The following is a 21682-nucleotide window of genomic DNA, read 5'->3' as shown; positions in this document are numbered from 1 at the left end:
GTGTCGTGGACAACTTCATACTTTCGTGTTTCGATTTGACCATGAGCTTTTTCAATAGTTTCATAATAATCTACTACAGACTCTTGGTCATAGGAAAAGCAAGCAACAATATCTTCCAATAATCCTTTTTGATTTTCTTTGACAGGTAGGCAGAAATCGCCACCCTGTTTGATTATTTTTTCAGCTATTTCCTTTTGAGTTCCAATAGCATCAATTGTAATCATGCACCCTTCAATTGAAAGGTGATCTAATAAATCAGGGATGGCAGTGATTTCATTAGATTTTTCTTTAGTCACCACCTGTCCAAAACAAACTCCCAAGTCAGTTGCATAAGCACTCACTATATGAAGAGGATTTTGCTTGGCACTGGTATTTCCTTTTATAGTCTTTCCATCAATAGCAATTAAACGCTTGGAAAAAGTCGAAAAATTCCCTTTATTTAATTGAGCTTCTTCCAACACAGTTGCCCACAGTATAGAGAGATTAATCAAAACATTAGGATTTATAGTCGCTAGGACACGCTGCATGGTATCATGTGATGGAATCCCGTTTTCTAAGGATAAAACCGTACGAAGACTGTGTTCGTAACATTTCCCAAAATCTTCAATATCTTCCCAAAACTCAGCTCCAGATAGGCGAGCAAAGAAAATAAGAAGAACGATATCAACAAGAGTATGACGAATTTTCCAACTATCTCTCTTATCTTCAATAGACTTTAAATATGAAATCATAACATCCATAAAAACGCCCTCCTAAGCTAATTATAGGCTTAAGAGGTCGTTTTTACGAATATTTATCGATTACTGAAAATTTTCAATAGGGAGTTTTCTTCATGCGTTTGTCGTGAGGAAAAGCCCTCAAACTGAGAGCTATATTTTTCCATTAATGATTTATCGACACCAAGCGGGTTAAACCAACATCAATATCAATTTTTTTAAGTCTGCTATCTCCTGAAATATCATGTGAAAGCAACTTTAAGCCAGATCTTCTTTTGTGAAAGTCAGTAAGTTGTAACCATTTACAAGTCATCAAATACCAACAAACAAGATCCTTTTCTTTCTTACTCCCCTCTGTAAGAATCCTGTTCATTTCTTCTCTAAGCTCTAAACTTTTAGATGAAGAGACTTTTTCAGTTTCAACGGAATGGTTTAATAATTGGTGAAAATGAACGGTAGAAAAAGGGGAAACTATTCGATAAAAATGAGGATAGTTACGCTCCAAATCGGGACTGAGATAAAGACAGTATGTCAGAATTTCTTCATGTGTTAAGAATCGCATATCCAGCTTAAAATGATAAAATTGATTCCATTCTTTCCAAATTAAGTAGCAAAAAACAAATAGAACTAAAATATGGAATGACACCATCTAATCACCTCTTTCCTCACTTTTACTGCAAAGCAATTGAACTTCCTTTCGAAGTCTCCGATTTTCTGACCTCAAAGATTCTATATCCATCTGGTATCCTTGATTCACATCCTTCAAAGTCGCACAAGATTCTCTATAAATTCTAAATGCAAAAGACCAAACTCGAAATTGCAGTCCAAATAAAATCAAAATAAACAACAGACCAACCCCTATGGGGATAGAATAAGAAAAATAATCTTTAAAATAACCTAAAATTTCCACCAAGGCCCTCTCCTCCTAGTGCAATAGCACTCAGCTTCAATACTATCTCTTAATTCGTAATTGGTGGAATATAAGGCAATCACTGGATAATAGTTTATCATAATTATTCTATCATAGTGTTTTGATTTTGACTTTAGGGAACCTAAAGAAGAAGCAAAAAAGGCAGGCATTGCCCACCTACTACTTTCCGATTAAAATCTAATCGCGATCATCGTATCCCTTCGGATGGCTTGAATGCCAGGCCCAAGCGGTTTCGATGATTTTTTCGATATTGTCGAATTGCGGTTTCCAGCCCAAAATCTCACGCGCTTTATCTGAGGAAGCGATGAGGGTATCTGGATCCCCAGGTCGGCGATCCGCCATTTCGGCTGGAATTTCCTTACCGGTGACTTTACGGGCTGCTTCTAAAATTTCCAAGTTTGAAAAACCGGTAGAGGAACCTAAGTTGAATGCAGCTGATTCATTGCCAGCACGGAGGTATTCAACTGCTAAAAGATGGGCATCTGCTAAATCAAAGGGATGGACATAGTCCCGAACATTTGTTCCATCAGGAGTGTTGTAATCATCTCCAAAAATCATGATTTTATCCCGAACCCCCTGTGCCACTTGCAAGACGATCGGAAGCAGGTGAGTCTCTGGTCCATGGTCCTCTCCAATGGATCCGTCTGGTTTAGCACCGGCTACATTGAAGTAGCGCAAGGGTACAAATTTGATGCCATAAGCTTGATCGGCCCATTTCATAATGGTTTCCATCATTAGCTTACTTTCACCATACGGATTGATTGGTTTTTGTGGGGTTGTTTCCAGAATCGGAAGTTCTTCTGGTATCCCATAGGTTGCGGCTGTAGAAGAGAAGACGATATATTTCACGTTCGCTTCATTCATAACTTCCAACAGTTTAACCATCCCTACCGTATTATTATCGAAATACTTCAACGGCTCTACCATTGATTCAGCGACCAAGGAATAGGCCGCAAAGTGAATGACAGCATCGATATCTGGATTTTCTTGGAAAACCCGACGCATGAAATCTTGATCAGCTAGGTCACCTTCATAGAATACCGCATCCGGATGAACAGCAGCTCGGTGCCCTGTCACCAAATTATCCACGACGACCACACGCTCGTCCCCTTGGGAAATCAAACGGTCAACCATATGAGAACCGATATACCCGGCTCCACCTAAAACTAAAATGGCCATAACTCTTCCTTCCTCTCACTCCTCATAATTTGTAAATCCTATATAAACCGGATTCCCAAAATACCAAGCACGCTACTCTGTAACGACTTATCTGGGCTTCTCTTGTTCTTTATTTCACTTCTTGCTTATAAAAAGCTTGGAGAGCTTCTTGCCAGGTTGGAATGGTAAAACCAGTCGCTTTGGCTTTTGTCAAATTCATGGTTGAGTTGAAAGGACGTTTGGCCTTGGCTGGGAACTGGCTAGAATCTACCGGTTTTACTTCTACATCCGTGTCTTTCAGAATTTCAGCCGCAAAATCAAACCAGGTTGTATCTTCTGCTGCATCATTGGACAGGTGGTAATAACCATATTCATGCTGGTTATCCGCCAGATGGACCATAAATTCTGCGAGGGTTCGGGTCCAAGTTGGACGACCGTGTTGGTCATTCACCACTGTTAGAACCGGATGATTCTTAGCTAAGTTCTGCATGGTGAAGACAAAGTTTTTCCCATAATTTCCAAAGACCCATGCAGTCCGAATGATATAGTAACGGCTGGAGATTTTTTCGACCAGCTCTTCTCCCATCCGTTTTGTTCGACCATATTCCGTTTGCGGGTCTGCCGGATCATCGACTTGCCATTCTTGTCCAATAGGTTTGTCCCCATTGAAAACATAGTCTGTGGAAATGTAGACCATGGTTGCACCATGGGCCTCGGCAGCACGCGCTACATTTTCTGTCCCTATGACATTGATCGCGTAATCCAATTCCTTGCCTTCGTCCTCTGCCGCATCCACAGCTGTATAGGCTGCACAGTGATAAACCAAACTTGGCTTCACTTCCGCAAAAACACGCTCCACTTCTTCCTGCTTGGTAATGTCCATTCCTGCCACATCGAGGGCTACATAGTCCTGACCAAGCTCATCTAAATAATGCACCAACTCCGTACCGAGTTGACCTTTCGCTCCTGTAATGAGAATCATCCTATATCCTTTCTATTCTGAACGTTCCTTGATGACATAAATTGGCCGATTTTTTGTTTCCATAAAAATCTTACCAATATACTTCCCGAGAATTCCGATCGTTAATAATTGAAAACCTCCCAAAAAGAGGATAATGGAGACCATCGACGGCCAACCTGCGGTTGGATCCCCATACAAAAGGGTCCGTACAATCACTAATCCGGCAAGGGCAAAAGCCAGCAAGCAGGACAAGGCACCACCCACAAAAGCGATTGCCAGAGGTGCATCCGAAAAATTGACAATCCCCTCTAAAGAGTAACGAAAGAGCTGCCAAAAATTCCAACTTGTCTCCCCTGCCACGCGCTCCACATTCTTGTATTCCAAATATTCGGTCTTAAAGCCAACCCAAGAGAAAATCCCCTTGGAAAATCGATTGTACTCCGTCACATCTAGAATGGCATCCACCATTTGCCGCCGCATCAGACGGAAATCACGGGCACCGTCAACCATTTGTACTTGACTAATCCGGTTAATCAGACGGTAAAACATGCGGGCAAAGAAGGACCGAATCGGTGGTTCGCCATCTCGAGTCACCCGACGCGTTCCCACACAATCCAAGTCTGGATCAGCCTCCAGGCGCTGAACCATTTCCACCAACAACTCCGGTGGATCTTGAAGATCCACATCCATCACGGTTACGAGCTCCCCACGGGCCTCCTGCAGCCCAGCATAAAGAGCGGCTTCCTTCCCAAAGTTTCGAGAAAAGGACAGATAGGTCACTTTAGAATCCTTAGCGGCCAATTCCCGAAGCACTTCCAGTGTCTGATCTCGGGAACCATCATTCACAAAAATGTATTCAAATTCCTGATCCAACTGAGGCTGGACTTTTTCCATAGCTTGGTAAAAAAGGGGCAGGGCCTCTTCTTCGTTAAAGCATGGAACTATTACTGAAATCGTCATCTCGATCTCCTCTTCTGTTCATTCTTTTCTAGTATACCATATCCCACAAAAATCTCGGATTACTTCTGATAAACTTCGATATCAAATGATTTCTGAGAGTCTACAACTTCTTGATAAAGCTCCAAATCCTTACTCAGGAGATTATTGGTATAAACCCCGTTAATACCTCGGTTAAGAATTTTCGATAAGGTCGCAAAGCCATCTACGGTGTGAACGAAGACCAAGCGATTCGATTCATGAATCTGTGAAATCAGTGAGTCTGTCAAGCGTTCATCCTTTTGAGGTAACGTCACGGCTAAAATATGGGGCTTATCCTTCAGACTTTTTACGATGGCTTCTTCTTTCATCTCAGAAGCATACAAGGTTAGGATATAATTCTTAAAGGTTCCCATTTCTTCCAACATTTGATAGTCCTCAGGTTTATAAAGCTGGACAAGAATCCGGTCTCCCAAACTCGGATCCATTTTTTCGACAGCTTGAGCTAGAATGCGGTACTGCTCTTCAATTTCCTCTTGTGTCCGATCCTTAACCTTGGTATCTGTCACGACAATCATATCCGGGTTTAGTTCCATTTGCTTGAGAATATCCTCCCAAAAAAGAGTTGTATATTGGGCCTGGATATTGTTGGCATCCTGTGTCTTAGACTGCTCCCAGTCCTGACTCGTTGGTGCTTCACTTTCCCAATCATGAACCGCTGCCAGCCGACCATCCTGAGTCAGATTGAGATCAAATTCAAACATGCGATGCCCCAAGGAATAGTTCTGTTTCAATGCCTGCAGGGAATTACTGTAGGCCGAGAGGAATCCAGCCTCTCGCATGGTTCCACCGGCATGAGCAATCAAGCGCTTGTCAGCTAAAATCTGTTGGAGATCTGTAGCCTTGGCCTTGATCTCCACCTCGGTTCCCTGATGGCTTAGATCTTGTCCCAGAGTCGCTTCAAGGGTCTCTTTGGGAAGATAGATCCTCCCAAGCCAATCTTGCTCCCTCTTGTCATATGGGAATCGGTAGCCGTTTTTTCGAAGTTTATCCGGATCTAGGTGGATTGTCCAGGCCACCTGCCCGGCTTTTGTATAACGTTTCTCTGATTCTGCTTTTAAACCTGCTTTTTGAAAAACAGTTTGAACGGGGTAGAGATCCCGTTCCAGACGTTCTTTCATCTGTATCCGGTCATATAAAGCGACTACAATTCCAATTCCAGCAATCCCTAACAGAATTCCTAAGCATTTTTTCTTCAGAATCTTACCCTCCAAAATAGACACAAGAGGCAAGAATGAAACCATTCCGCCTCTTGTTCTCTTATTTAATTACTTCCTGGGTTTTAGCATAGTTGGCTTCTACAGCTTCTTTTTCGCCCTTCCACCAATCTTCATTTTCTTTATACCAGGCAATTGTTTCTTTTAGACCAGCCTCAAAGTCTGTGAATTCAGGTTTCCAACCCAATTCATCTCGTAACTTGCTAGCATCAATGGCATAACGCAAATCATGGCCTGCACGGTCTGTTACATGGTCGTAGGCATCCGGTGCTTGACCCAGTTCCTTCAAAATGAGTTCCAGCACCTCTTTATTGTTTTTCTCACCGTCAGCCCCGATTAGATAGGTCTCCCCAATTTTTCCTTTGGTCAAAATCGTCCAAACACCTGAGGAATGATCATTGGTGTGAATCCAGTCGCGCACATTCTTCCCTTCGCCATACAATTTAGGGCGAATACCACTCAAAATATTGGTGATTTGACGCGGAATAAATTTCTCAATATGCTGATAGGGTCCATAGTTGTTGGAGCAATTGGAAATAGTCGCTTTTACGCCAAAGGAACGTACCCAAGCCTTAACGATCAAGTCCGACGCAGCCTTGGTTGAGGAATAGGGAGAAGACGGGTTGTATGGTGTCTCCGCCGTAAACTTCTCACCTGGGCCTTCGCCCTTGCCTGGGAGATCTTCCCGCAATGGAAGGTCTCCATAAACCTCATCTGTAGATACGTGATGGAAACGAAGGTCGTACTTCCGAGCCGCTTCCAAAAGGGTATAAGTCCCAATAAAGTTAGTATCCACGAAAGGACGAGGATCATTGAGAGAGTTATCATTATGACTTTCTGCAGCATAATGGACAATAGCATCCGCATCCTGAGCCAAGCGATCCACGACTTCTACATCCGCAATATCCCCTACAACCAATTCCACTCGGTCTCCCAAAATGGACTCGATGTTTGCTTTATTCCCTGCGTAGGTCAATTTATCTAAAACAGTAATGTGTACGCCTGGGAAATTGTTATAAACATAGTGTACAAAGTTTGAACCGATAAAACCTGCGCCACCGGTCACAATAATATTTTTAAATGTCGACACACTTTCTCCTATCTGCTTTTAAATATTTTTGTAAATAGCTGATCTTTTTAAAGTCTTTCCGATTATTTCGATTTGCCCTGTATGAATCTTTAGAGGAAGCTTGATAAATTTTTAGATATTGTTCAAGCGTGGGTAGGTAGTAAACAACTCCGTCTGTATGGATCTTCTCCAAACTTATTAATGAAATTCCTGCAAATTCTGGCAAGGTATCCATAACACCATACTCTACTGACAGATGACCTCTCTGAAATTCATGCTCATGAATATCTACTAACCGATAGCCTAAGTTCTCCATCATTTCCGCGATTTCTTCCCAATGGTAGAGACGCTCCTCATCTGGAGCTTCCCAACCTCTAGAATCTCCAGGAACATGGATATCGATATCACCAGCTTGCCAGTCTTTAGAAGTTCGCACCTCAAAACCTAGTGAACCCATTAGTAAAGGAGTTATCCCTAAGAGATTTAGTTGTCTCGCAATCTCTAAAAAAGCCTCAAACAATCAAAGATCCTCTTTATTTAATGGAGCCACATCCTTCAATAGAGGATGATTCTCATCAGCTTCACTTACTTCCGCAGCATCCAAGTCTGCCCATTGAATGCCAAGACTAGGATCTGCATAATTCACAAAGGCATATTTAGGTTTCAACTCCAAAGCCCAGTAATCATTCACCAAATAGCTATAGGCTACCTTATCGGATAAAACTTGGAAACCATTGGCTACACCGCGAGGAACAAAAATCCCTTTAGAAGCATCAATTTCGGTTTGGTAAACATTTCCAAAACTTGGGCCTTGACGCAAGTCCACCCAGGCTCCCAAAACACGACCTTCGTCAGCTACAGAAATGTATTTATCCCATGGTTCAGCATGCAAACCACGAAGTACATTTTTACTTGAGAAGCTGACATTATTTTGAAGTTTTCCTTCCGCAAAAAAGGACTCAGGAAAACCAAGAGGGATCATTTTTTCTTTTTGGAAATTCTCTTTAAACCAGCCACGATTATCCCCATGAACAGGAATATCAAATTCTAGCATGCCCGGAATAGCCTCAATGGGACGAGCTGCTAATGTTTTGCCAAAAAAGTTCTCAGACATTTTCTTCTCCAATCAAACGCAAGAGGTATTGACCATACTCATTTTTCTTAAGAGGTTGGGCCAAACGGTAAACTTGTTCCCGGCTAATGTAACCCATACGATAAGCAATTTCTTCAAGGTTAGCAACCTGTACATTTTGCATCCGTTGAACGGTTTCAATATACTGTGCCGCTTCCAACAAACTCTCGTGTGTTCCAGTATCCAACCAGGCAAAACCACGGCCCATCAATTCCACTGAAAGATCCCCACGATCCAAGTAAGCCTTGTTGACATCCGTGATTTCCAACTCCCCTCGAGGACTCGGTTTGATATTCTTGGCAATTTCAACTACAGAATTATCATAGAAGTAGAGACCTGTTACCGCGTAGTTGGAACGAGGCTGCTCTGGCTTCTCTTCAATGGAAATCGCGTTCATCTGCTCATCAAACTCGACAACTCCAAAACGCTCAGGGTCCTTAACCTGGTAACCAAAAACGGTCGCACCGGACTCCTTTTGCGCAGCTTTTTGCAAAAGCTTAGTCAAACCAGGGCCATGGTAAATATTATCTCCCAAGATCAGCGCAACTGAATCATCTCCGATGAAATCTGCGCCGATGATAAAGGCTTGCGCCAATCCATCTGGACTTGGTTGAACCGCATAGGACAAGGAAATACCTAATTCAGATCCATCTCCCAAAAGTTCCTCAAAACGGGGCAGGTCTGTCGGTGTAGAGATAATTAAAATCTCCTGAATTCCTGCCAACATCAAGGTTGAAAGAGGGTAATAAATCATTGGTTTATCATAAACCGGCATCAACTGCTTAGATGCCGCCCGCGTAACTGGATAAAGGCGCGTGCCGGAACCACCCGCTAAAATAATACCTTTCATGCGTCTTCCTTTCTTCATACGAGCTGATTAGCTCTCTTTGATAACGGAATCTGGAATGTAACCCGACACTCACAGAATCCTAGACATTCCTATTCTATCATTTTTGTGAAAAAAAGTCTGAACGACTTTGCTTTAGGTTGCAATAACCCCAAAAGCAACATTTACCGTTCAGAACGTTTTCAAGACATTTCAGAACATCTTAGCATGATATTACATTTTACATGATAAACTAGCAGCGTAGAGAAGTTTCTCATTTGAGACCTCGAGAATCCCTTCTCCTGGAAGACGGTGACTCCCCGAAAACTATCATAAGGAGGACATGCCTATGAAAAGCATGAAAACTTCAAATCTGATAGAAAGGAGGAGCATTCTTTTGACTCGCTTTGAGTTAGTAATGGCATTACTGAGTCTTGGTTGTTACATCAACGACACAGTTCGTAACTTACTAGAAATTCTAAGTAAGAGAAAAAAGAACTAGCCGTCCTACTTTGACCCTGTAGACGGCTAGTTCTATGTCGTTTAAACTGAGTCACCGTTTTACGGCTCTACTCTGAGGTTAGGTTCCCGCCTAACCTCTTTTCTATCTCAGTTTACCATAGCTACTTTTAAAAACCAAGTAAAAAGCGAAGGTTTATTCTGGAAATCCCTCTCCAAACTTTACTTTTACCCCTTTCAATGGTATGATAATCTCACCTGACAAATTGTCAGATAATTCATTTTCTTCGGAAAAATAGAAAAGGGGATTTTCATGTCACGAGTTAAAGACTATATCCAAAGCACTTTCCAAGACGTCCAAGTACGTAACCCTCACGAAGCTGAATTTCTTCAAGCTGTTGAAGAATTATTCGCAACCCTCGAGCCTGTCCTAGAAGCTCATCCAGAATATCTGGATGAGAACATCCTAGCCCGCATGGTGGAACCTGAACGCGTGATTAGCTTCCGTGTCCCTTGGACTGACAAAGACGGAAAAGTCCAAGTTAACCGTGGCTACCGTGTCCAATACAACTCAGCAGTTGGTCCTTATAAAGGAGGACTCCGCTTCCACCCTTCCGTCAACCAGTCCATTCTGAAATTCCTCGGCTTCGAGCAGATTTTCAAAAACGTTTTGACTGGACTACCCATTGGTGGTGGGAAAGGCGGTTCCGATTTTGACCCTAAAGGAAAAACGGACGCTGAGATTATGCGCTTCTGCCAAAGCTTCATGAGTGAGCTGCAAAAACATATCGGCCCATCTCTGGATGTTCCTGCCGGCGATATCGGAGTCGGAGCGCGTGAAATCGGCTATTTGTACGGCCAATACAAACGTCTTCGTCAATTCGATGCAGGTGTCTTGACCGGAAAACCCTTGGCATTCGGCGGTTCTCTCATCCGCCCAGAAGCAACTGGCTATGGCCTCGTCTACTTCACTGAAAACATGCTTCTGGCCAACGGCAAATCCTTCAAAGACCAGACTGTCCTCATTTCCGGATCTGGAAATGTCGCCCAGTATGCCCTCCAAAAAGCAACCGAGCTCGGTGCTACCGTCATCGCAGTCTCTGATTCCAACGGTTACATCATTGACGAGTGCGGCATTGATTTTGATCTTTTGGTTGAAATTAAAGAAAAACGCCGTGCCCGCCTAACCGAATATGCAGCCGAAAAAGCTAGCGCCCGCTACTATGAAGGAAGCGTCTGGGACTACCAAGGTAAGGCTGACATCGCCCTTCCTTGTGCAACCCAAAACGAAATCAACGGCGCACAAGCTGCTGCCCTTATCCAAAACGGTGTCTACTGTGTCGCCGAAGGAGCCAACATGCCTTCCGACCTCGACGCCATCAAAATCTACAAAGAAAATGCGGTTTTATACGGACCAGCTAAAGCAGCTAACGCCGGCGGCGTAGCCGTTTCTGCCCTCGAAATGAGCCAAAACAGCCTCCGCCTATCTTGGACACGAGAAGAAGTAGACCAACGACTCCAAAGCATCATGGAGAACATCTTCAATACCGCTAAAACAACAGCCGAAACCTACAATCTTGGCAATGATTACCTCGCAGGAGCCAACATCGCCTCCTTCGAACAAATCGCCAATGCTATGATTGTACAAGGTGTTGTGTAAAAAATAGTATCTACCTAAAAATCCTCCACACTTAATAAAAAGTATGGAGGATTTTATACTCGAAACAGTTCGAAATCTGAAAAGGCAATCTGATGAAGGCTGAACTATAGTTCGGCGAAGAAGATTAACACAATCAGATTTTGAAATGTATAAAGTATTAATATGTACTAAAAAATGCCTTACAAAGTCGATACAGTTGGAAATCATCCTATCTCCTAAAAAAACGCGGAAATCCAATGAGTATGAAATCCTAGAAAACTATTAGCTATATAGTCTTTTAGTTTACTTTTAGTACAAGGCAGCGAGTCGTAGACAGTACTGAAGTACGGCAAGGCGAGCTAACACAGTAATAAAAGATAAACTAAAAGAGTATACCCCCAAAATGCCCCAAAACAAAAGAAAAAGCCCTTCCTACCCCTATGAAAGGTTGGTAGAATAGGCTTTTTTCAGCAAGATTATTTTACAGCGTCTTTAAGAGCTTTACCTGCTTTGAAGGCAGGAACTTTTGACGCTGCGATAGTGATTTCTTTACCTGTTTGTGGGTTACGTCCTTTACGTGCTGCACGCTCACGAACTTCGAAGTTCCCGAAACCGATCAATTGTACTTTTTCACCTTCTGCAAGGTAGTCTGTAACTGCTGCGAAGACAGCGTCTACTGCTACTGCAGCGTCTTTCTTTGTCAATTCTGTTGCTTCTGCAACCTTAGCAATCAAATCTTGTTTGTTAGCCATTTGTAAGAATCCTCCATAAATTTTCTAACAGTACATATCATAACTCAAAAGGATAAGAAAAGCAAGTATAAAAAGCAATTCCGCGCTTTTCTTCAGAAAAAGAAACCGGTCTAGGCGTAGTGAATCAGGATGGCCCAAGCATCCTCCCCTGTATGGGTTTGAATAATGGAACCCGTCTCCAACACAGAGATAGGAGCCTCCAAAAAGGGTTGCAACTGCGCCTTCATTTCTTCCGCAAAATCTGATTTTCCTGCATAGGAAATACCAATTTCACGAATAGAACGTCCCTGCAAACCGGCCTTCAATTCATCTAGCCATTTCTTAAACGTTTTTGCTCCACGACCTTTGACAATGGGACGCAACTCATGATCAACCATTTCCATGACCACTCGAATATTTAAAAGGGAACTGATAAGACCAGAAACGCGACCAATACGCCCCCCCTTCACAAGATTTTCAAGGGTGGAGACACCGATATAGAGTTCCGTTTTTTCGCGAACTTGCTCGATTTCTTTCAAAATCTCTTCCAAGCTAGCCCCAGCTTGAGCAAGGCGAGCTGCTGCTACCACTTGGAATTTTTGAGCCTGGTCTGTAAAGGAAGAATCAATTACCTCTACCTTAGCCCCGGACAAGCTCGCTCCCTGTCTAGCTGCTTCTACAGTCCCTGATAAGGCGTGGGACATGTGAATAGAAACAATTTGATCATAGTCCTCTGCCAATCGGCCATAGACCTCCGCGAAAACACCAACCGGTGGCTGACTGGTCTTTGGTAAATGCTTGCTAGATTTCATCAGGCGAAGGAATTCTCCCTCCTTCAAGTCTGCATCCGAATAGAGAATCCCATCTACCATTACGGACAAAGGAATTACCTGAATTCCTAGTTCCTTTACCAACTCCTCCTCAATGGTAACAGAGGAGTCTGTTACAACTGCAATTTTTGTCATACATACCTACTTCTACTCAGTAATCTTAGTCCTATTATACTCTTTTAGTTTATCTTTTATTACTGTGTTAGCTCGTCTTGCCGTACTTCAGTACTGTCTACGACTCGCTTCCTTGTACTAAAAGTAAACTAAAAGACTATATAACAAATTCCCCACAAAAACCTCAATGTTTTTGCAAGAGCTCACGCGCCTGATTTATAGCCGATTCCGTCAAGACCTCACCAGCCAACATACGCGCGATTTCTTCGACCCGCTCGTCCATTTCTAAAAGGCGTACCCGGGATACCGTAGAAATCTCATCCGATATTTTTTCAATGAAAAATTGATAATCGGCAATGGCAATCACCTGAGGAAGATGAGAGATTGCAAGGACTTGTCCATGACTCCCTATCTTATGAATTTTCTGGGCAATGGCTTGGGCAACGCGACCAGAGACACCCGTATCGACTTCGTCGAAGACAATACTAGTCTTGCCCTCTTTACGGGAAAAGGCCGATTTAATAGCCAACATTAACCGAGATAATTCTCCACCACTGGCCACTTTGACGAGGGGTTTAAAATCTTCCCCAGGATTGGTAGAGATGTAAAACTCAATTTGTTCATTTCCATCTCGGCTAAACTTACTTTTGGTAAATCGGACCTGAAATCTGGCCTTATCCATATAAAGGTCTTGGAGCTCCAGCTGAATCTCCGCTTCTAATTGTTGCGCAAGTACATGGCGTGCCTGGCTCAATTTCTGAGCTAGATCGACCAGGGTCCCTTCCTCTTCTTTAAGCTTATGAGCGAGGTCCGTAGATGAAGTTTCGTTGCCTGTCAGCAGATTGTATTCTTGGGAAATTTTTTCAAAATATTCCAAGACTTCTTGAACGCTTCCACCATATTTACGGCTAATGGCGTAAATCACATCCAGACGACTCTCAATGTGAAGCAAGCGATTGGCGTCAAAATCAAGGGAGGAAAGGTGGTCTTCAAGGCGCCGAGTCGCGTCTTCAAGGCTATAATATGCCTCTGACACTTGCTCAGCCAGCTCCTTATAAAGAGGATTATAATCTTCAAGACTCTCTAAATCGCCAAGGGCCGATCGAATTTTACCAAGGGAAGACTGATCCTCTTCGTCCAATAGATGGAAGGCCGAGGTCAAGGTGTCCGCAATTAATTTATGATTGAGAAGTTGTTCTCGCTCCTGCTGTAGTTCTTGATCTTCCCCAGGTTTCAGGGCTGCCTCTTCAATCTCAGCTAGTTGAAATTCCAACATTTCAATCCGAGCACTGTGCTCAGCTTCTTGATTTTGCTGGAGGCGCAAATCTTTGCGGAGGGTACGGTAACGGTCAAAGCTTTGAGCATAGCTTTGCTTGAGCCGATGAAAATCAGCATCGCCAAATTCATCCAATAAACGGCCATGCCACTGGGCACGCATTAGTTCCTCTTGGTCATGCTGGCCATGGATATCAACCAAATGCTGGCCAACTGCACGCAAGACTGAGAGGTTGACCATCTGTCCATTGATACGGCTGACACTACGGCCATTTTGGAAAATTTCGCGGCGGATAATCAGCTCCTCGCCAACTTCAATCCCCTGCTCCTCTAAAATATTTGAAATATCTTGGGGTTTCTCTAATGAAAAGAGACCTTGGATCTCGGCTTTAGGCATCCCGTGTCGAATCACATCCGTTGTAGCACGACTCCCAAGCATCATATTCATAGCATCAATGATGATCGATTTACCTGCCCCGGTTTCACCCGTCAAAACCGTCATTCCCTGATCAAAATTTAGGGAGATTTCCTCGATAATGGCAAAATTTTTGATTGAAATTTCTAATAACATAACCTTACCAATTTTCTAGTGCATCTGACATTTCCTGCGAATCTACTCCAGTCTTGACAACGATCAAGACCGTGTCATCGTCAGATAAAATAGTGAAAATATCCGAAGAATAGCGGGACCAGACCTCTTTTTTGAAAAGCAAGGCCTGGCCAGGTGTAACCTGAATGGAAATCATGTTATCCTGACGCATCACATGCAGAATCGGCGTTTTTTTGACAGCCGGCTGTACTTGGTAGCCAACCTCACCTCCCTTGACAATCCCCAATTCACGAAGATCTCGGGAAACTGTTGCTTGCGTCGCCACCAATCCTTGACTGGCCAAAAAATCCATAATTTCTTTTTGTCCTCGCACTGTTTTTTGCTGGATCAAGGACCGTATGAGGGCCTGGCGGTGTCCCTTATCTATCTTAGAATGTTTCATGTGCCTTCTTTACCATTTCTTTTATTTGTTCAAGAGGAAGAGCTGGACCGTCATCCCGTTTTAAATAGAGCAAAAATTCCATATTCCCTTGACCACCGGTTATGGGAGAAAAGTCCACCCCATGGACTCCAAATCCCAGCCCTTGAGCCATGGTCATGACCCGATTCAAAACTTCTTCATGGACCTTGGCTTCCTTTACAATCCCCTTTTTGCCAATGGCTTCCCTACCTGCCTCAAACTGCGGCTTGACCAGGGCCACTACCTGGCCCTGGTCTTCTAGCACAGCTGCTAAACTGGGTAAAATGAGACTTAGAGAAATAAAACTGACGTCAATAGAGGCGAAACTTGGTTGTGGCTGAAAATCTTGCGGATCCGCATAACGGAAATTGTATTGTTCTCGGCTGATCACACGAGGATCTTGACGAAGTTTCCAAGCCAATTGATTGGTTCCAACGTCCACGGCATACACCTGCTTAGCTCCTGCCTGCAACATGACGTCTGTAAAACCTCCTGTAGAGGCACCAATATCGATGGTAAATTGGTCTGTCAGATCAATACCGAAAACATCAAGGGCCTTCGCTAACTTCAAACCACCCCGACTGACATAAGGCAGGGTTTCACCCTTGAGTTTTAAAGGGGTATCAGCTGGGATTTTCTCCCCTGGTTTATCAAAACGGTGACCAGAGTCTTGGTGCAAAACCAAACCAGCCATAACCCCCCGTTTAGCCTGTTCCCTTGTTTCAAAAAGGCCTTGGTGCAAGGCCAAAACATCCACTCTTTCCTTAGTTGCCAATTGCAAGTCCTTCAATTCTTTCCTTCATTACTTGAGCGTCAAACCCTTGCACCTCCAATTTTTGGAGTAAGCGATCAATCTGGGCTAATAAATCCCCCAGCAAAGTCTTGGCAGCATCCAAGCCATAAAACGCAGGATAGGTCGCTTTTTGAGCAGCAACATCCTTTTTGGGAGTTTTTCCTAACTCTTCAAAACTAGCCGTTTCATCTAAAATATCATCGCGAACCTGAAAAGCTAAACCAAGCAGCTGACCTAATTGATCTAAATCTTCAGCCGTTTGCTCATCAATGTCAGCTAAAATCCCAGCAGCCACAAACGGAAAGTGCAGGAGTCGACCCGTTTTATGGTGATGAATTTGCTCCAATTGCACTAGGGTGATGGCCTGGCCTTCCGAACGGATATCCAAACTCTGCCCGCCAACCATCCCGTAGGTACCAGAAGCCAATGAAAGAAGATTTATGAGCTTCACGACTTTCGAAGCAGGAAGTTGAGCTTGTGCCAATAGCGCAAAGGCATCCAAGAAGAGACTATCCCCTGCCAAGATAGCGGCTGCCTCCCCATATTTTTTATGGTTTGTGAGTTGTCCTCTACGGTAGTCATCATCATCCATTGCTGGTAAATCATCATGAATCAAACTTCCTGTATGGATCATCTCTAAGGCCGCTGCCACTCTCAGATGACCTTCTTCGATTTTGAGTCCAAATCCTTGAAGAAGGTCCAGTAGAATCAAGGGCCTTAGTCGTTTTCCGCCTGCCTCAATGGAATAGAGAATGCTCTCAACCAAGACTGGATCCGGACTATCGGATTGATAGAATGCTTGGAGGACATCCTCCAGGGCTTGAGTCTGTTGCTTCATGATTTCATTTCCGTTTCTTGACCATTAGCCCCCATTATGGTGACCATGGTTTTTTCAGCATCTTGCAGGGTCTTTTGGAGCTCTTGACTTAAGATCATTCCTTTTTGAAACTCCTGTAAGGCTTCTTCCAAGGGAACTTCCCCTTGCTCCAACCGTCGGACCAAAAGCTCCAATTCCTGCATTTTTTCTTCAAATGTCTGATTCTTGGACATGGGTTACCTCTACTTCTAATTGACCATCCTGTAACTGAATGGACAGGCTATCTCCTGGCTGGACTTGTTCGACATTGGAAACAATTCTTTCCTGCTTACGAACCAAGGCATAACCGCGCTGGAGAATTTGACTTAATTCTAACTGTGAAAGAGCATCACTCGCCACTTGAAACCGTTGTTGAGCCTTCTGGACCAAGAGATGCATGGATCTCCGCAAGTCCTTGTCCAATACAAGCACTTCCTGGTTAAGCCGCTCAAGTTGAGGGCTTGGGCTTTGCCGCACCAAGGCCTGATTGAGAAGCTGATAGCGGTGACTGACTGCTTGCAGACGGCGGTCCAAGACCTGGCTAAGCTGTTGATCTAGATGATCTAGTTTCTGCAAATAAGTATCGTAAAGTCGCTCAGGTTGGCGGAATAGAATGGATTGCTGAATCCGTTCCAAGCGCTCTCCCTTTACCTTCAGCTGCTGGTCCACAACTTGCTTCAATCGCAGTTGGCTACGCTCCAAAGCTAGGAAATAATCAGCTTTGGTATAAGGCGTCGCTAATTCTGCCGCTGCGGTAGGAGTTGCCGCCCGCTTGTCCGCCACAAAATCTGCCAGGGTGACATCCGTTTCGTGGCCAACACTTGAAATCACAGGTAGGCGAGATTCAAAGATGGCTCGAACCACCACTTCTTCGTTAAAAGCCCAGAGGTCTTCCATAGAACCACCTCCGCGGCCGACGATTAGAACATCCAGGTCCTCCGCCTGATTGGCCTTTTGAATCTGACCCGCAATTTCCTCTGCCGCACCCTCGCCTTGAACCTTAGCCGGATACAGACGAATACTCAAACCAGGAAAACGCCGATTCACTGTCGTGATGATATCTTGAATAACCGCCCCACTCTGGCTGGTCACTACCCCAATCTTTCGATTAAAAGCCGGTAATTCCTGCTTGTGCTCAGACTTAAAATAACCCGCTTGCGTAAGTTCTTTTTTTAGTTGTTCAAAACGAAGAGCCAATTCTCCAACGCCAGCTGGCTCAGCCTGTTCAATCAAAATGGAGTAGGAACCGTTCGGGGCATATAATTGGACTCGCCCCACAACATTCAATTGTTGACCTTCTTCTAAGGTGAAAGGCAATTTCTTAAAAATAGGTCCCCACATAGTCGCCTGAATCACTGCCTGATCATCTTTCAAAGAAAAATACTGATGATTGGGACGGGCCCGAAAATTAGAGACCTGACCGGTCAAAAAGACGCGTTCTAGATAGGGATCCTTGTCAAACTTCCGTTTCAGATAGTTGGTTAAGGTTCCAACGGAAAGGTATTCTGCCATCGATAGTTCCTATAGTTCTAAATCCGCATATGGGGTCCTATACCCAATTTGCAGTAAGGTCCCATCTTTCACCAGGAGCGGACGCTTGATTAGCATACCATCTGTTGACAATAATTGAGCCGCCTCTTTTTGACTCATTGACGAAATCTGATCTTTTAGCCCCAACTCCCGATACTTATTTCCACTCGTGTTGAAAAAAGCCTTGATTGGCCAGGTTCCCTGATCCATCCAAGCTTCCAACTGTGCTGGACTAGGTGCCTCTTGGGTCAAGTCGATAAAGTAACTTTCAATACCCAAGCTTTTTAATTCTTTTTCTGCTGCCTTACTTGTTGTGCAGCGCGGATGGCCGTAATAGTTATACATCGCTTACTCTTCTCCCTGTTCTACTTCTTCATGGTAGGCCTTGTATAGTTCCTTGGCCTTGAAACCGGTCACTTTGGCTAATTCCTGACTGGCTGTTTTTAATCGTTGACCTGCCGCCACCCGTTCCCGTAATTGCGGCAAAACACTTTGCAAATCTAATTGGGGCTGGTCTTCCTCAATATATCCTTCCAGGATGAGTAGGCACTCTCCTTTTATAGGGTCAGACTCCAACGAGGACAGGAGATCCTTTATCTTCCCTCTGCGAAACTCCTCGTAGATCTTTGATAATTCCCGGACCAGTACAACCTTTCGATTCCCGTACACCTCTAAAATTTGTTTCAAAGTCGCTTCAATGCGATAAGGTGATTCATAAAAAATCTGGGTCTCTGGATAAAGGCGCTTGGTTTCCAAAAACTTCCGCTGTTGGCTAGCCTTACGGGGCAAAAATCCATAAAAAATGTGCGGTTGGGCAGGAAGTCCACTGGCAATCAGTCCAGTTATCCCCGCGGAAGCACCTGGGAGGGGGACAACCTTAATGTCTTGAGCCAAGGCTGCCTGGACCAAATCCTGGCCTGGATCTGAAATACTCGGTAAACCGGCATCTGAAACTTGAGCGATATCCTTTCCATCTTCAAGTAGATCCAAGAGTTCTGGAATCCGGGCTTGGGCATTGTGTTCGTGAAAGGAAATCAAGCGTTGTCCAACCCCAAAATGCTTGAGGAGCTGGCCGGTTACTCGGGTATCCTCTGCCGCAATAGCGTCCACTTGCGCAAGGATCTTGAGGGCCCTAAAGGTCATATCTTCCATATTCCCAATGGGGGTACCAACAAGAAAAAGGCTTCCTTTACCATTGGGTTCTTTGTAACTTTTTTGAATCTGCACCATCTAACCTCGGAATAATAATTCATCACAAAACACACAATCTTCTGACCGTGGCTGGCCGTAAAAGGTTGTACAGACATGAAATCCATCTAGATAGATACGGTTCAAGCCTTCTCGAGCAGATGTTGCTTTTACGGGATTTTGGGTATCTTCTTCTGTCAATCGTTCCCGCAATTTTTCATTTTCAAGGCGGAGGGCTGTATTCTCTTCAATGGTTTCTCTCACAACTGCCTTCATCTTGTCAATCTCATTTAAGGTTGTTAATAATTGATTGGTGAAGGCATCAAGGGAATCTAGTAATTCTTTCTTTTCCAAGGGACTCCTCCTCAATTTTTTAAATCGACTGTGATTGTCAGTAGTCCCATCACTTGCAGCAGCTAGCCCGATAGACTCGATGCAGAGTAACAGTTAGGACCGCTATGTCACAGTTCTTACAAATTCTTTAAACTAAAACGTTCCAGACTTGTCAGCAAGGGAACATTGGCCTGCCAGGCTCTTCGAGCTTCCATCAAATCTTCGAGTAGGGATAGACGATTTCGAGCAGGGACTTCCTGTCCTAATAGAATCTCAATCGTATCTAAAAGCAAACCCTGCTTGTCCTTGTCATCGGCAAGACTAACCAGACCGGATAAGGCCACAAAAGATTTTATGTCACCGGCTAAAAACCGCTGTAGCCAAGTAAAAACCTGGCGTTCCAATTCCAGACACCAAGCCTGTCCAATCGTATCTAAAAGATTTTTCCTCCCCTGCAGCAGGTGGTCTAAAAACTGAGCCTGTGTTTTCAATAAACCTGTTCGCTCTAACTCTTTTTGAAAATGCTGCCCGGTCTCAGGAAAATAGACATACTGACTTCGACTTCGAATCGTCGGTAAAATCTTTTCTGAGGACTGACTTAAGAAGAAAAAATACTGGCGACCAGTCGGTTCCTCCATTGATTTTAGAAGGGCATTGGCTCCATTTAGATGCATGGTCTCTGCATCTTCAAACACAAAGACCTGGGCTTCCCCTTCGATACCAGATTGTGAAACCTGGGTCAAGATATCCCTGACTTGTTCCGTTCGAATCATCCGATTCACAGGCTCAACCAGATGAATGTCAGGGAATGTCTGACTCTCCACCAAGCGACAGGAGCGACATTGGCCACAAGGAAGCCCCTGAAGAGGTTCATCGCAAAAGAGGGCTTGGCAGAGATAGAGAGTCATATCCAACCGCTCTGCAGCTCCGGTAAAGAGGTAGGCGTGGCTCATTTTCCCCGCCTGAATCATGCGTTGAAACCGTTGCAGTAAGACGGGCTGAGTCTCCTGTAAACGTTGATGCAGGCCAGTCATAGAGACCAACTTTCTATCACAATATCCAAGGCATTTGCTAAAACCTTTTGAAATTCTTGGCTAGCATCTATTTGAACAAAACGCACTGGATCATTCTTAGCAATGGCCAAGTAGCCTTGGCGCACCTGCTCATGCCAGGACAAATCTTCCTGATCAAGCCGGTCCACATCATCGGAGCGACTTGCCTGAATCCGGGCCAATCCTTCAGAAGCTGGCAAATCCAGTAACAAGGTCAAATCTGGCTTTTTTCCATCGGTCGCAAACTGATTTAACCAATGAATGGCTTCCAAATCCAAGCCTCTCCCGTAACCTTGGTAGGCCACAGACGAATCAATAAAGCGATCCATCAATACCAAAGCTCCCCGTTCGAGGGCCGGTAAAACTTTTTCCACCAAGTGTTGGCGGCGACTGGCGATGTAAAGTAAAAGCTCCGTTTTTTCGTCCATCTCCATATGGTCAGGATCGAGAATAATCTGTCGAATCTGCTCGGCAATCCGAACACCACCAGGCTCCCTGGTAACGACAACCTCGACGCCTTTTTCATTGTAAAACTGGGCTAACTCCTGGATTAAAGTGGATTTGCCCGACCCATCTGGCCCTTCGATGGAAATCAAAAATCCTTTTTTCATAGTTCCCTCATTTCTTCCTTCTATTATACCTGTTTTCCAGAAATTTGACACTAGCTAAATCCAACTCCGGTCCAGTATAGTCTTTTAGTTTGCTTTTAGTACAAGGCAGCGAGTCGTAGACAGTACTGAAGTACGGCAAGACGAGCTAACACAGTAATAAAAGATAAACTAAAAGAGTATAAAAAACTCCTTGGATGTTCCCAAACTAGTGTAGCTCAGGAAATCTCCAAGGAGTTTTCATTTACTTTTAAAATC

At 44.1% G+C, this 21682-nt stretch carries 25 protein-coding genes; 1 reads left to right on the top strand and 24 read right to left on the bottom strand.

The window, feature by feature from the left end; translation table 11 throughout:
• The 11 genes from I1A59_RS05080 to rfbA all read right to left on the bottom strand — a co-directional run.
• Nucleotides 1–740, bottom strand: a 740-nt coding sequence (locus tag I1A59_RS05080) for an ISAs1 family transposase (RefSeq protein ID WP_196091727.1), incomplete at its 3' end; no start/stop codon positions are given.
• 142 nt (nucleotides 741–882) lie between these two features.
• Nucleotides 883–1365 (bottom strand): hypothetical protein, encoded by a 483-nt coding sequence (locus I1A59_RS05075; RefSeq protein WP_196091726.1) that lies wholly within the window; start codon nucleotides 1363–1365, stop codon nucleotides 883–885.
• Entirely contained in the window at nucleotides 1366–1629 is a 264-nt protein-coding gene (locus I1A59_RS05070) for a hypothetical protein (protein WP_196091725.1), read from the bottom strand. It lies immediately after the preceding gene.
• Nucleotides 1630–1824: 195 nt separating this feature from the next.
• A complete protein-coding gene (gene galE / locus I1A59_RS05065; RefSeq protein ID WP_196091724.1) occupies nucleotides 1825–2826 on the bottom strand; it encodes a UDP-glucose 4-epimerase GalE in 1002 nt (333 codons plus the stop codon).
• 109 nt (nucleotides 2827–2935) lie between these two features.
• A complete protein-coding gene (gene rfbD, locus I1A59_RS05060) occupies nucleotides 2936–3787 on the bottom strand; it encodes a dTDP-4-dehydrorhamnose reductase (protein ID WP_196091723.1) in 852 nt (283 codons plus the stop codon).
• Between the two features lie 12 nt (nucleotides 3788–3799).
• Nucleotides 3800–4726 (bottom strand): glycosyltransferase family 2 protein, encoded by a 927-nt coding sequence (locus tag I1A59_RS05055; protein WP_196091722.1) that lies wholly within the window; start codon nucleotides 4724–4726, stop codon nucleotides 3800–3802.
• 59 nt (nucleotides 4727–4785) lie between these two features.
• The gene (locus tag I1A59_RS05050) at nucleotides 4786–6006 is read right to left on the bottom strand and encodes a glycerophosphodiester phosphodiesterase family protein (RefSeq protein ID WP_196091721.1); all 1221 of its coding nucleotides are present in this window, start codon (nucleotides 6004–6006) and stop codon (nucleotides 4786–4788) included.
• A 16-nt stretch (nucleotides 6007–6022) separates the two neighbouring features.
• Entirely contained in the window at nucleotides 6023–7069 is a 1047-nt protein-coding gene (gene rfbB, locus I1A59_RS05045; RefSeq protein ID WP_196091720.1) for a dTDP-glucose 4,6-dehydratase, read from the bottom strand.
• Nucleotides 7056–7568: a phosphoribosylanthranilate isomerase gene (locus I1A59_RS05040; RefSeq protein ID WP_196091719.1), complete on the bottom strand. Its 513-nt coding sequence runs from the start codon at nucleotides 7566–7568 to the stop codon at nucleotides 7056–7058. Before I1A59_RS05040 ends, rfbB begins: the two co-directional genes overlap by 14 nt.
• Entirely contained in the window at nucleotides 7569–8162 is a 594-nt protein-coding gene (locus tag I1A59_RS05035; protein WP_196091718.1) for a dTDP-4-dehydrorhamnose 3,5-epimerase family protein, read from the bottom strand.
• Nucleotides 8155–9030: a glucose-1-phosphate thymidylyltransferase RfbA gene (gene rfbA / locus I1A59_RS05030; protein ID WP_196091717.1), complete on the bottom strand. Its 876-nt coding sequence runs from the start codon at nucleotides 9028–9030 to the stop codon at nucleotides 8155–8157. The genes I1A59_RS05035 and rfbA overlap by 8 nt, the downstream gene beginning before the upstream one ends.
• A 748-nt stretch (nucleotides 9031–9778) precedes the next feature.
• Between rfbA and gdhA the strand changes: the two genes are divergently transcribed.
• Nucleotides 9779–11125, top strand: coding sequence for an NADP-specific glutamate dehydrogenase (gene gdhA, locus I1A59_RS05025; protein WP_196091716.1), 1347 nt, complete (start codon nucleotides 9779–9781; stop codon nucleotides 11123–11125).
• Between the two features lie 455 nt (nucleotides 11126–11580).
• On the opposite strand, the gene I1A59_RS05020 is transcribed toward gdhA, so the two are convergent.
• From I1A59_RS05020 to tmk, 13 genes are all read right to left on the bottom strand, one after another.
• A complete protein-coding gene (locus tag I1A59_RS05020) occupies nucleotides 11581–11856 on the bottom strand; it encodes an HU family DNA-binding protein (RefSeq protein ID WP_196091715.1) in 276 nt (91 codons plus the stop codon).
• Between the two features lie 110 nt (nucleotides 11857–11966).
• A complete protein-coding gene (locus I1A59_RS05015; RefSeq protein WP_196091714.1) occupies nucleotides 11967–12800 on the bottom strand; it encodes a DegV family protein in 834 nt (277 codons plus the stop codon).
• A 163-nt stretch (nucleotides 12801–12963) separates the two neighbouring features.
• Entirely contained in the window at nucleotides 12964–14625 is a 1662-nt protein-coding gene (recN, locus tag I1A59_RS05010; protein WP_196091713.1) for a DNA repair protein RecN, read from the bottom strand.
• Nucleotides 14626–14629: 4 nt separating this feature from the next.
• On the bottom strand, nucleotides 14630–15046 hold the full coding sequence (locus I1A59_RS05005) for a hypothetical protein (RefSeq protein WP_196091712.1): 417 nt from the start codon (nucleotides 15044–15046) through the stop codon (nucleotides 14630–14632).
• Complete coding sequence (locus tag I1A59_RS05000) at nucleotides 15033–15845, bottom strand: TlyA family RNA methyltransferase (protein ID WP_247644765.1); 813 nt, start codon at nucleotides 15843–15845, stop codon at nucleotides 15033–15035. The genes I1A59_RS05005 and I1A59_RS05000 overlap by 14 nt, the downstream gene beginning before the upstream one ends.
• Nucleotides 15829–16695, bottom strand: a complete 867-nt coding sequence (locus tag I1A59_RS04995; RefSeq protein WP_196091711.1) for a polyprenyl synthetase family protein — start codon at nucleotides 16693–16695, stop codon at nucleotides 15829–15831. Before I1A59_RS04995 ends, I1A59_RS05000 begins: the two co-directional genes overlap by 17 nt.
• Nucleotides 16692–16907: an exodeoxyribonuclease VII small subunit gene (locus I1A59_RS04990; protein WP_196091710.1), complete on the bottom strand. Its 216-nt coding sequence runs from the start codon at nucleotides 16905–16907 to the stop codon at nucleotides 16692–16694. Before I1A59_RS04990 ends, I1A59_RS04995 begins: the two co-directional genes overlap by 4 nt.
• A complete protein-coding gene (xseA, locus tag I1A59_RS04985; RefSeq protein ID WP_196091709.1) occupies nucleotides 16885–18225 on the bottom strand; it encodes an exodeoxyribonuclease VII large subunit in 1341 nt (446 codons plus the stop codon). The genes I1A59_RS04990 and xseA overlap by 23 nt, the downstream gene beginning before the upstream one ends.
• Nucleotides 18226–18234: 9 nt before the next feature.
• Nucleotides 18235–18588, bottom strand: coding sequence for a Spx/MgsR family RNA polymerase-binding regulatory protein (locus I1A59_RS04980; RefSeq protein WP_196091708.1), 354 nt, complete (start codon nucleotides 18586–18588; stop codon nucleotides 18235–18237).
• Nucleotides 18589–18591: 3 nt separating this feature from the next.
• The gene (gene rsmI / locus I1A59_RS04975) at nucleotides 18592–19470 is read right to left on the bottom strand and encodes a 16S rRNA (cytidine(1402)-2'-O)-methyltransferase (protein ID WP_196091729.1); all 879 of its coding nucleotides are present in this window, start codon (nucleotides 19468–19470) and stop codon (nucleotides 18592–18594) included.
• A gap of 3 nt (nucleotides 19471–19473) precedes the next feature.
• Nucleotides 19474–19785 carry a DNA replication initiation control protein YabA gene (locus tag I1A59_RS04970; protein WP_196091707.1) on the bottom strand — a complete coding sequence of 104 codons (312 nt, stop codon included), beginning with the start codon at nucleotides 19783–19785 and terminating at the stop codon, nucleotides 19474–19476.
• A 116-nt stretch (nucleotides 19786–19901) separates the two neighbouring features.
• Nucleotides 19902–20798: a DNA polymerase III subunit delta' gene (locus tag I1A59_RS04965; RefSeq protein ID WP_196091706.1), complete on the bottom strand. Its 897-nt coding sequence runs from the start codon at nucleotides 20796–20798 to the stop codon at nucleotides 19902–19904.
• A complete protein-coding gene (gene tmk, locus I1A59_RS04960; RefSeq protein WP_196091705.1) occupies nucleotides 20795–21427 on the bottom strand; it encodes a dTMP kinase in 633 nt (210 codons plus the stop codon). Before tmk ends, I1A59_RS04965 begins: the two co-directional genes overlap by 4 nt.
• Nucleotides 21428–21682 lie beyond the last annotated feature (255 nt).

Source organism: Streptococcus sp. NLN76, from assembly GCF_015686645.1.
Taxonomy (GTDB): domain Bacteria; phylum Bacillota; class Bacilli; order Lactobacillales; family Streptococcaceae; genus Streptococcus.
This window is presented reverse-complemented; position numbering and strand designations above follow the sequence as displayed.

What these genes read in the sequence shown, in the direction of transcription:
- rfbD (WP_196091723.1), bottom strand. Translation starts at nt 3,787, where the DNA reads ATGATTCTCATTACAGGAGCGAAAGGTCAACTCGGTACGGAGTTGGTG.
- xseA (WP_196091709.1), bottom strand. Translation starts at nt 18,225, where the DNA reads ATGGCAGAATACCTTTCCGTTGGAACCTTAACCAACTATCTGAAACGG.
- I1A59_RS05005 (WP_196091712.1), bottom strand. Translation starts at nt 15,046, where the DNA reads ATGAAACATTCTAAGATAGATAAGGGACACCGCCAGGCCCTCATACGG.
- rfbA (WP_196091717.1), bottom strand. Translation starts at nt 9,030, where the DNA reads ATGAAAGGTATTATTTTAGCGGGTGGTTCCGGCACGCGCCTTTATCCA.
- gdhA (WP_196091716.1), top strand. Translation starts at nt 9,779, where the DNA reads ATGTCACGAGTTAAAGACTATATCCAAAGCACTTTCCAAGACGTCCAA.
- I1A59_RS05050 (WP_196091721.1), bottom strand. Translation starts at nt 6,006, where the DNA reads ATGGTTTCATTCTTGCCTCTTGTGTCTATTTTGGAGGGTAAGATTCTG.
- I1A59_RS04995 (WP_196091711.1), bottom strand. Translation starts at nt 16,695, where the DNA reads ATGAAGCAACAGACTCAAGCCCTGGAGGATGTCCTCCAAGCATTCTAT.
- recN (WP_196091713.1), bottom strand. Translation starts at nt 14,625, where the DNA reads ATGTTATTAGAAATTTCAATCAAAAATTTTGCCATTATCGAGGAAATC.
- I1A59_RS05020 (WP_196091715.1), bottom strand. Translation starts at nt 11,856, where the DNA reads ATGGCTAACAAACAAGATTTGATTGCTAAGGTTGCAGAAGCAACAGAA.
- tmk (WP_196091705.1), bottom strand. Translation starts at nt 21,427, where the DNA reads ATGAAAAAAGGATTTTTGATTTCCATCGAAGGGCCAGATGGGTCGGGC.
- galE (WP_196091724.1), bottom strand. Translation starts at nt 2,826, where the DNA reads ATGGCCATTTTAGTTTTAGGTGGAGCCGGGTATATCGGTTCTCATATG.
- I1A59_RS05055 (WP_196091722.1), bottom strand. Translation starts at nt 4,726, where the DNA reads ATGACGATTTCAGTAATAGTTCCATGCTTTAACGAAGAAGAGGCCCTG.
- I1A59_RS04990 (WP_196091710.1), bottom strand. Translation starts at nt 16,907, where the DNA reads ATGTCCAAGAATCAGACATTTGAAGAAAAAATGCAGGAATTGGAGCTT.
- I1A59_RS05035 (WP_196091718.1), bottom strand. Translation starts at nt 8,162, where the DNA reads ATGTCTGAGAACTTTTTTGGCAAAACATTAGCAGCTCGTCCCATTGAG.
- I1A59_RS05015 (WP_196091714.1), bottom strand. Translation starts at nt 12,800, where the DNA reads ATGACAAAAATTGCAGTTGTAACAGACTCCTCTGTTACCATTGAGGAG.
- I1A59_RS04965 (WP_196091706.1), bottom strand. Translation starts at nt 20,798, where the DNA reads ATGACTGGCCTGCATCAACGTTTACAGGAGACTCAGCCCGTCTTACTG.
- I1A59_RS04980 (WP_196091708.1), bottom strand. Translation starts at nt 18,588, where the DNA reads ATGTATAACTATTACGGCCATCCGCGCTGCACAACAAGTAAGGCAGCA.
- I1A59_RS05075 (WP_196091726.1), bottom strand. Translation starts at nt 1,365, where the DNA reads ATGGTGTCATTCCATATTTTAGTTCTATTTGTTTTTTGCTACTTAATT.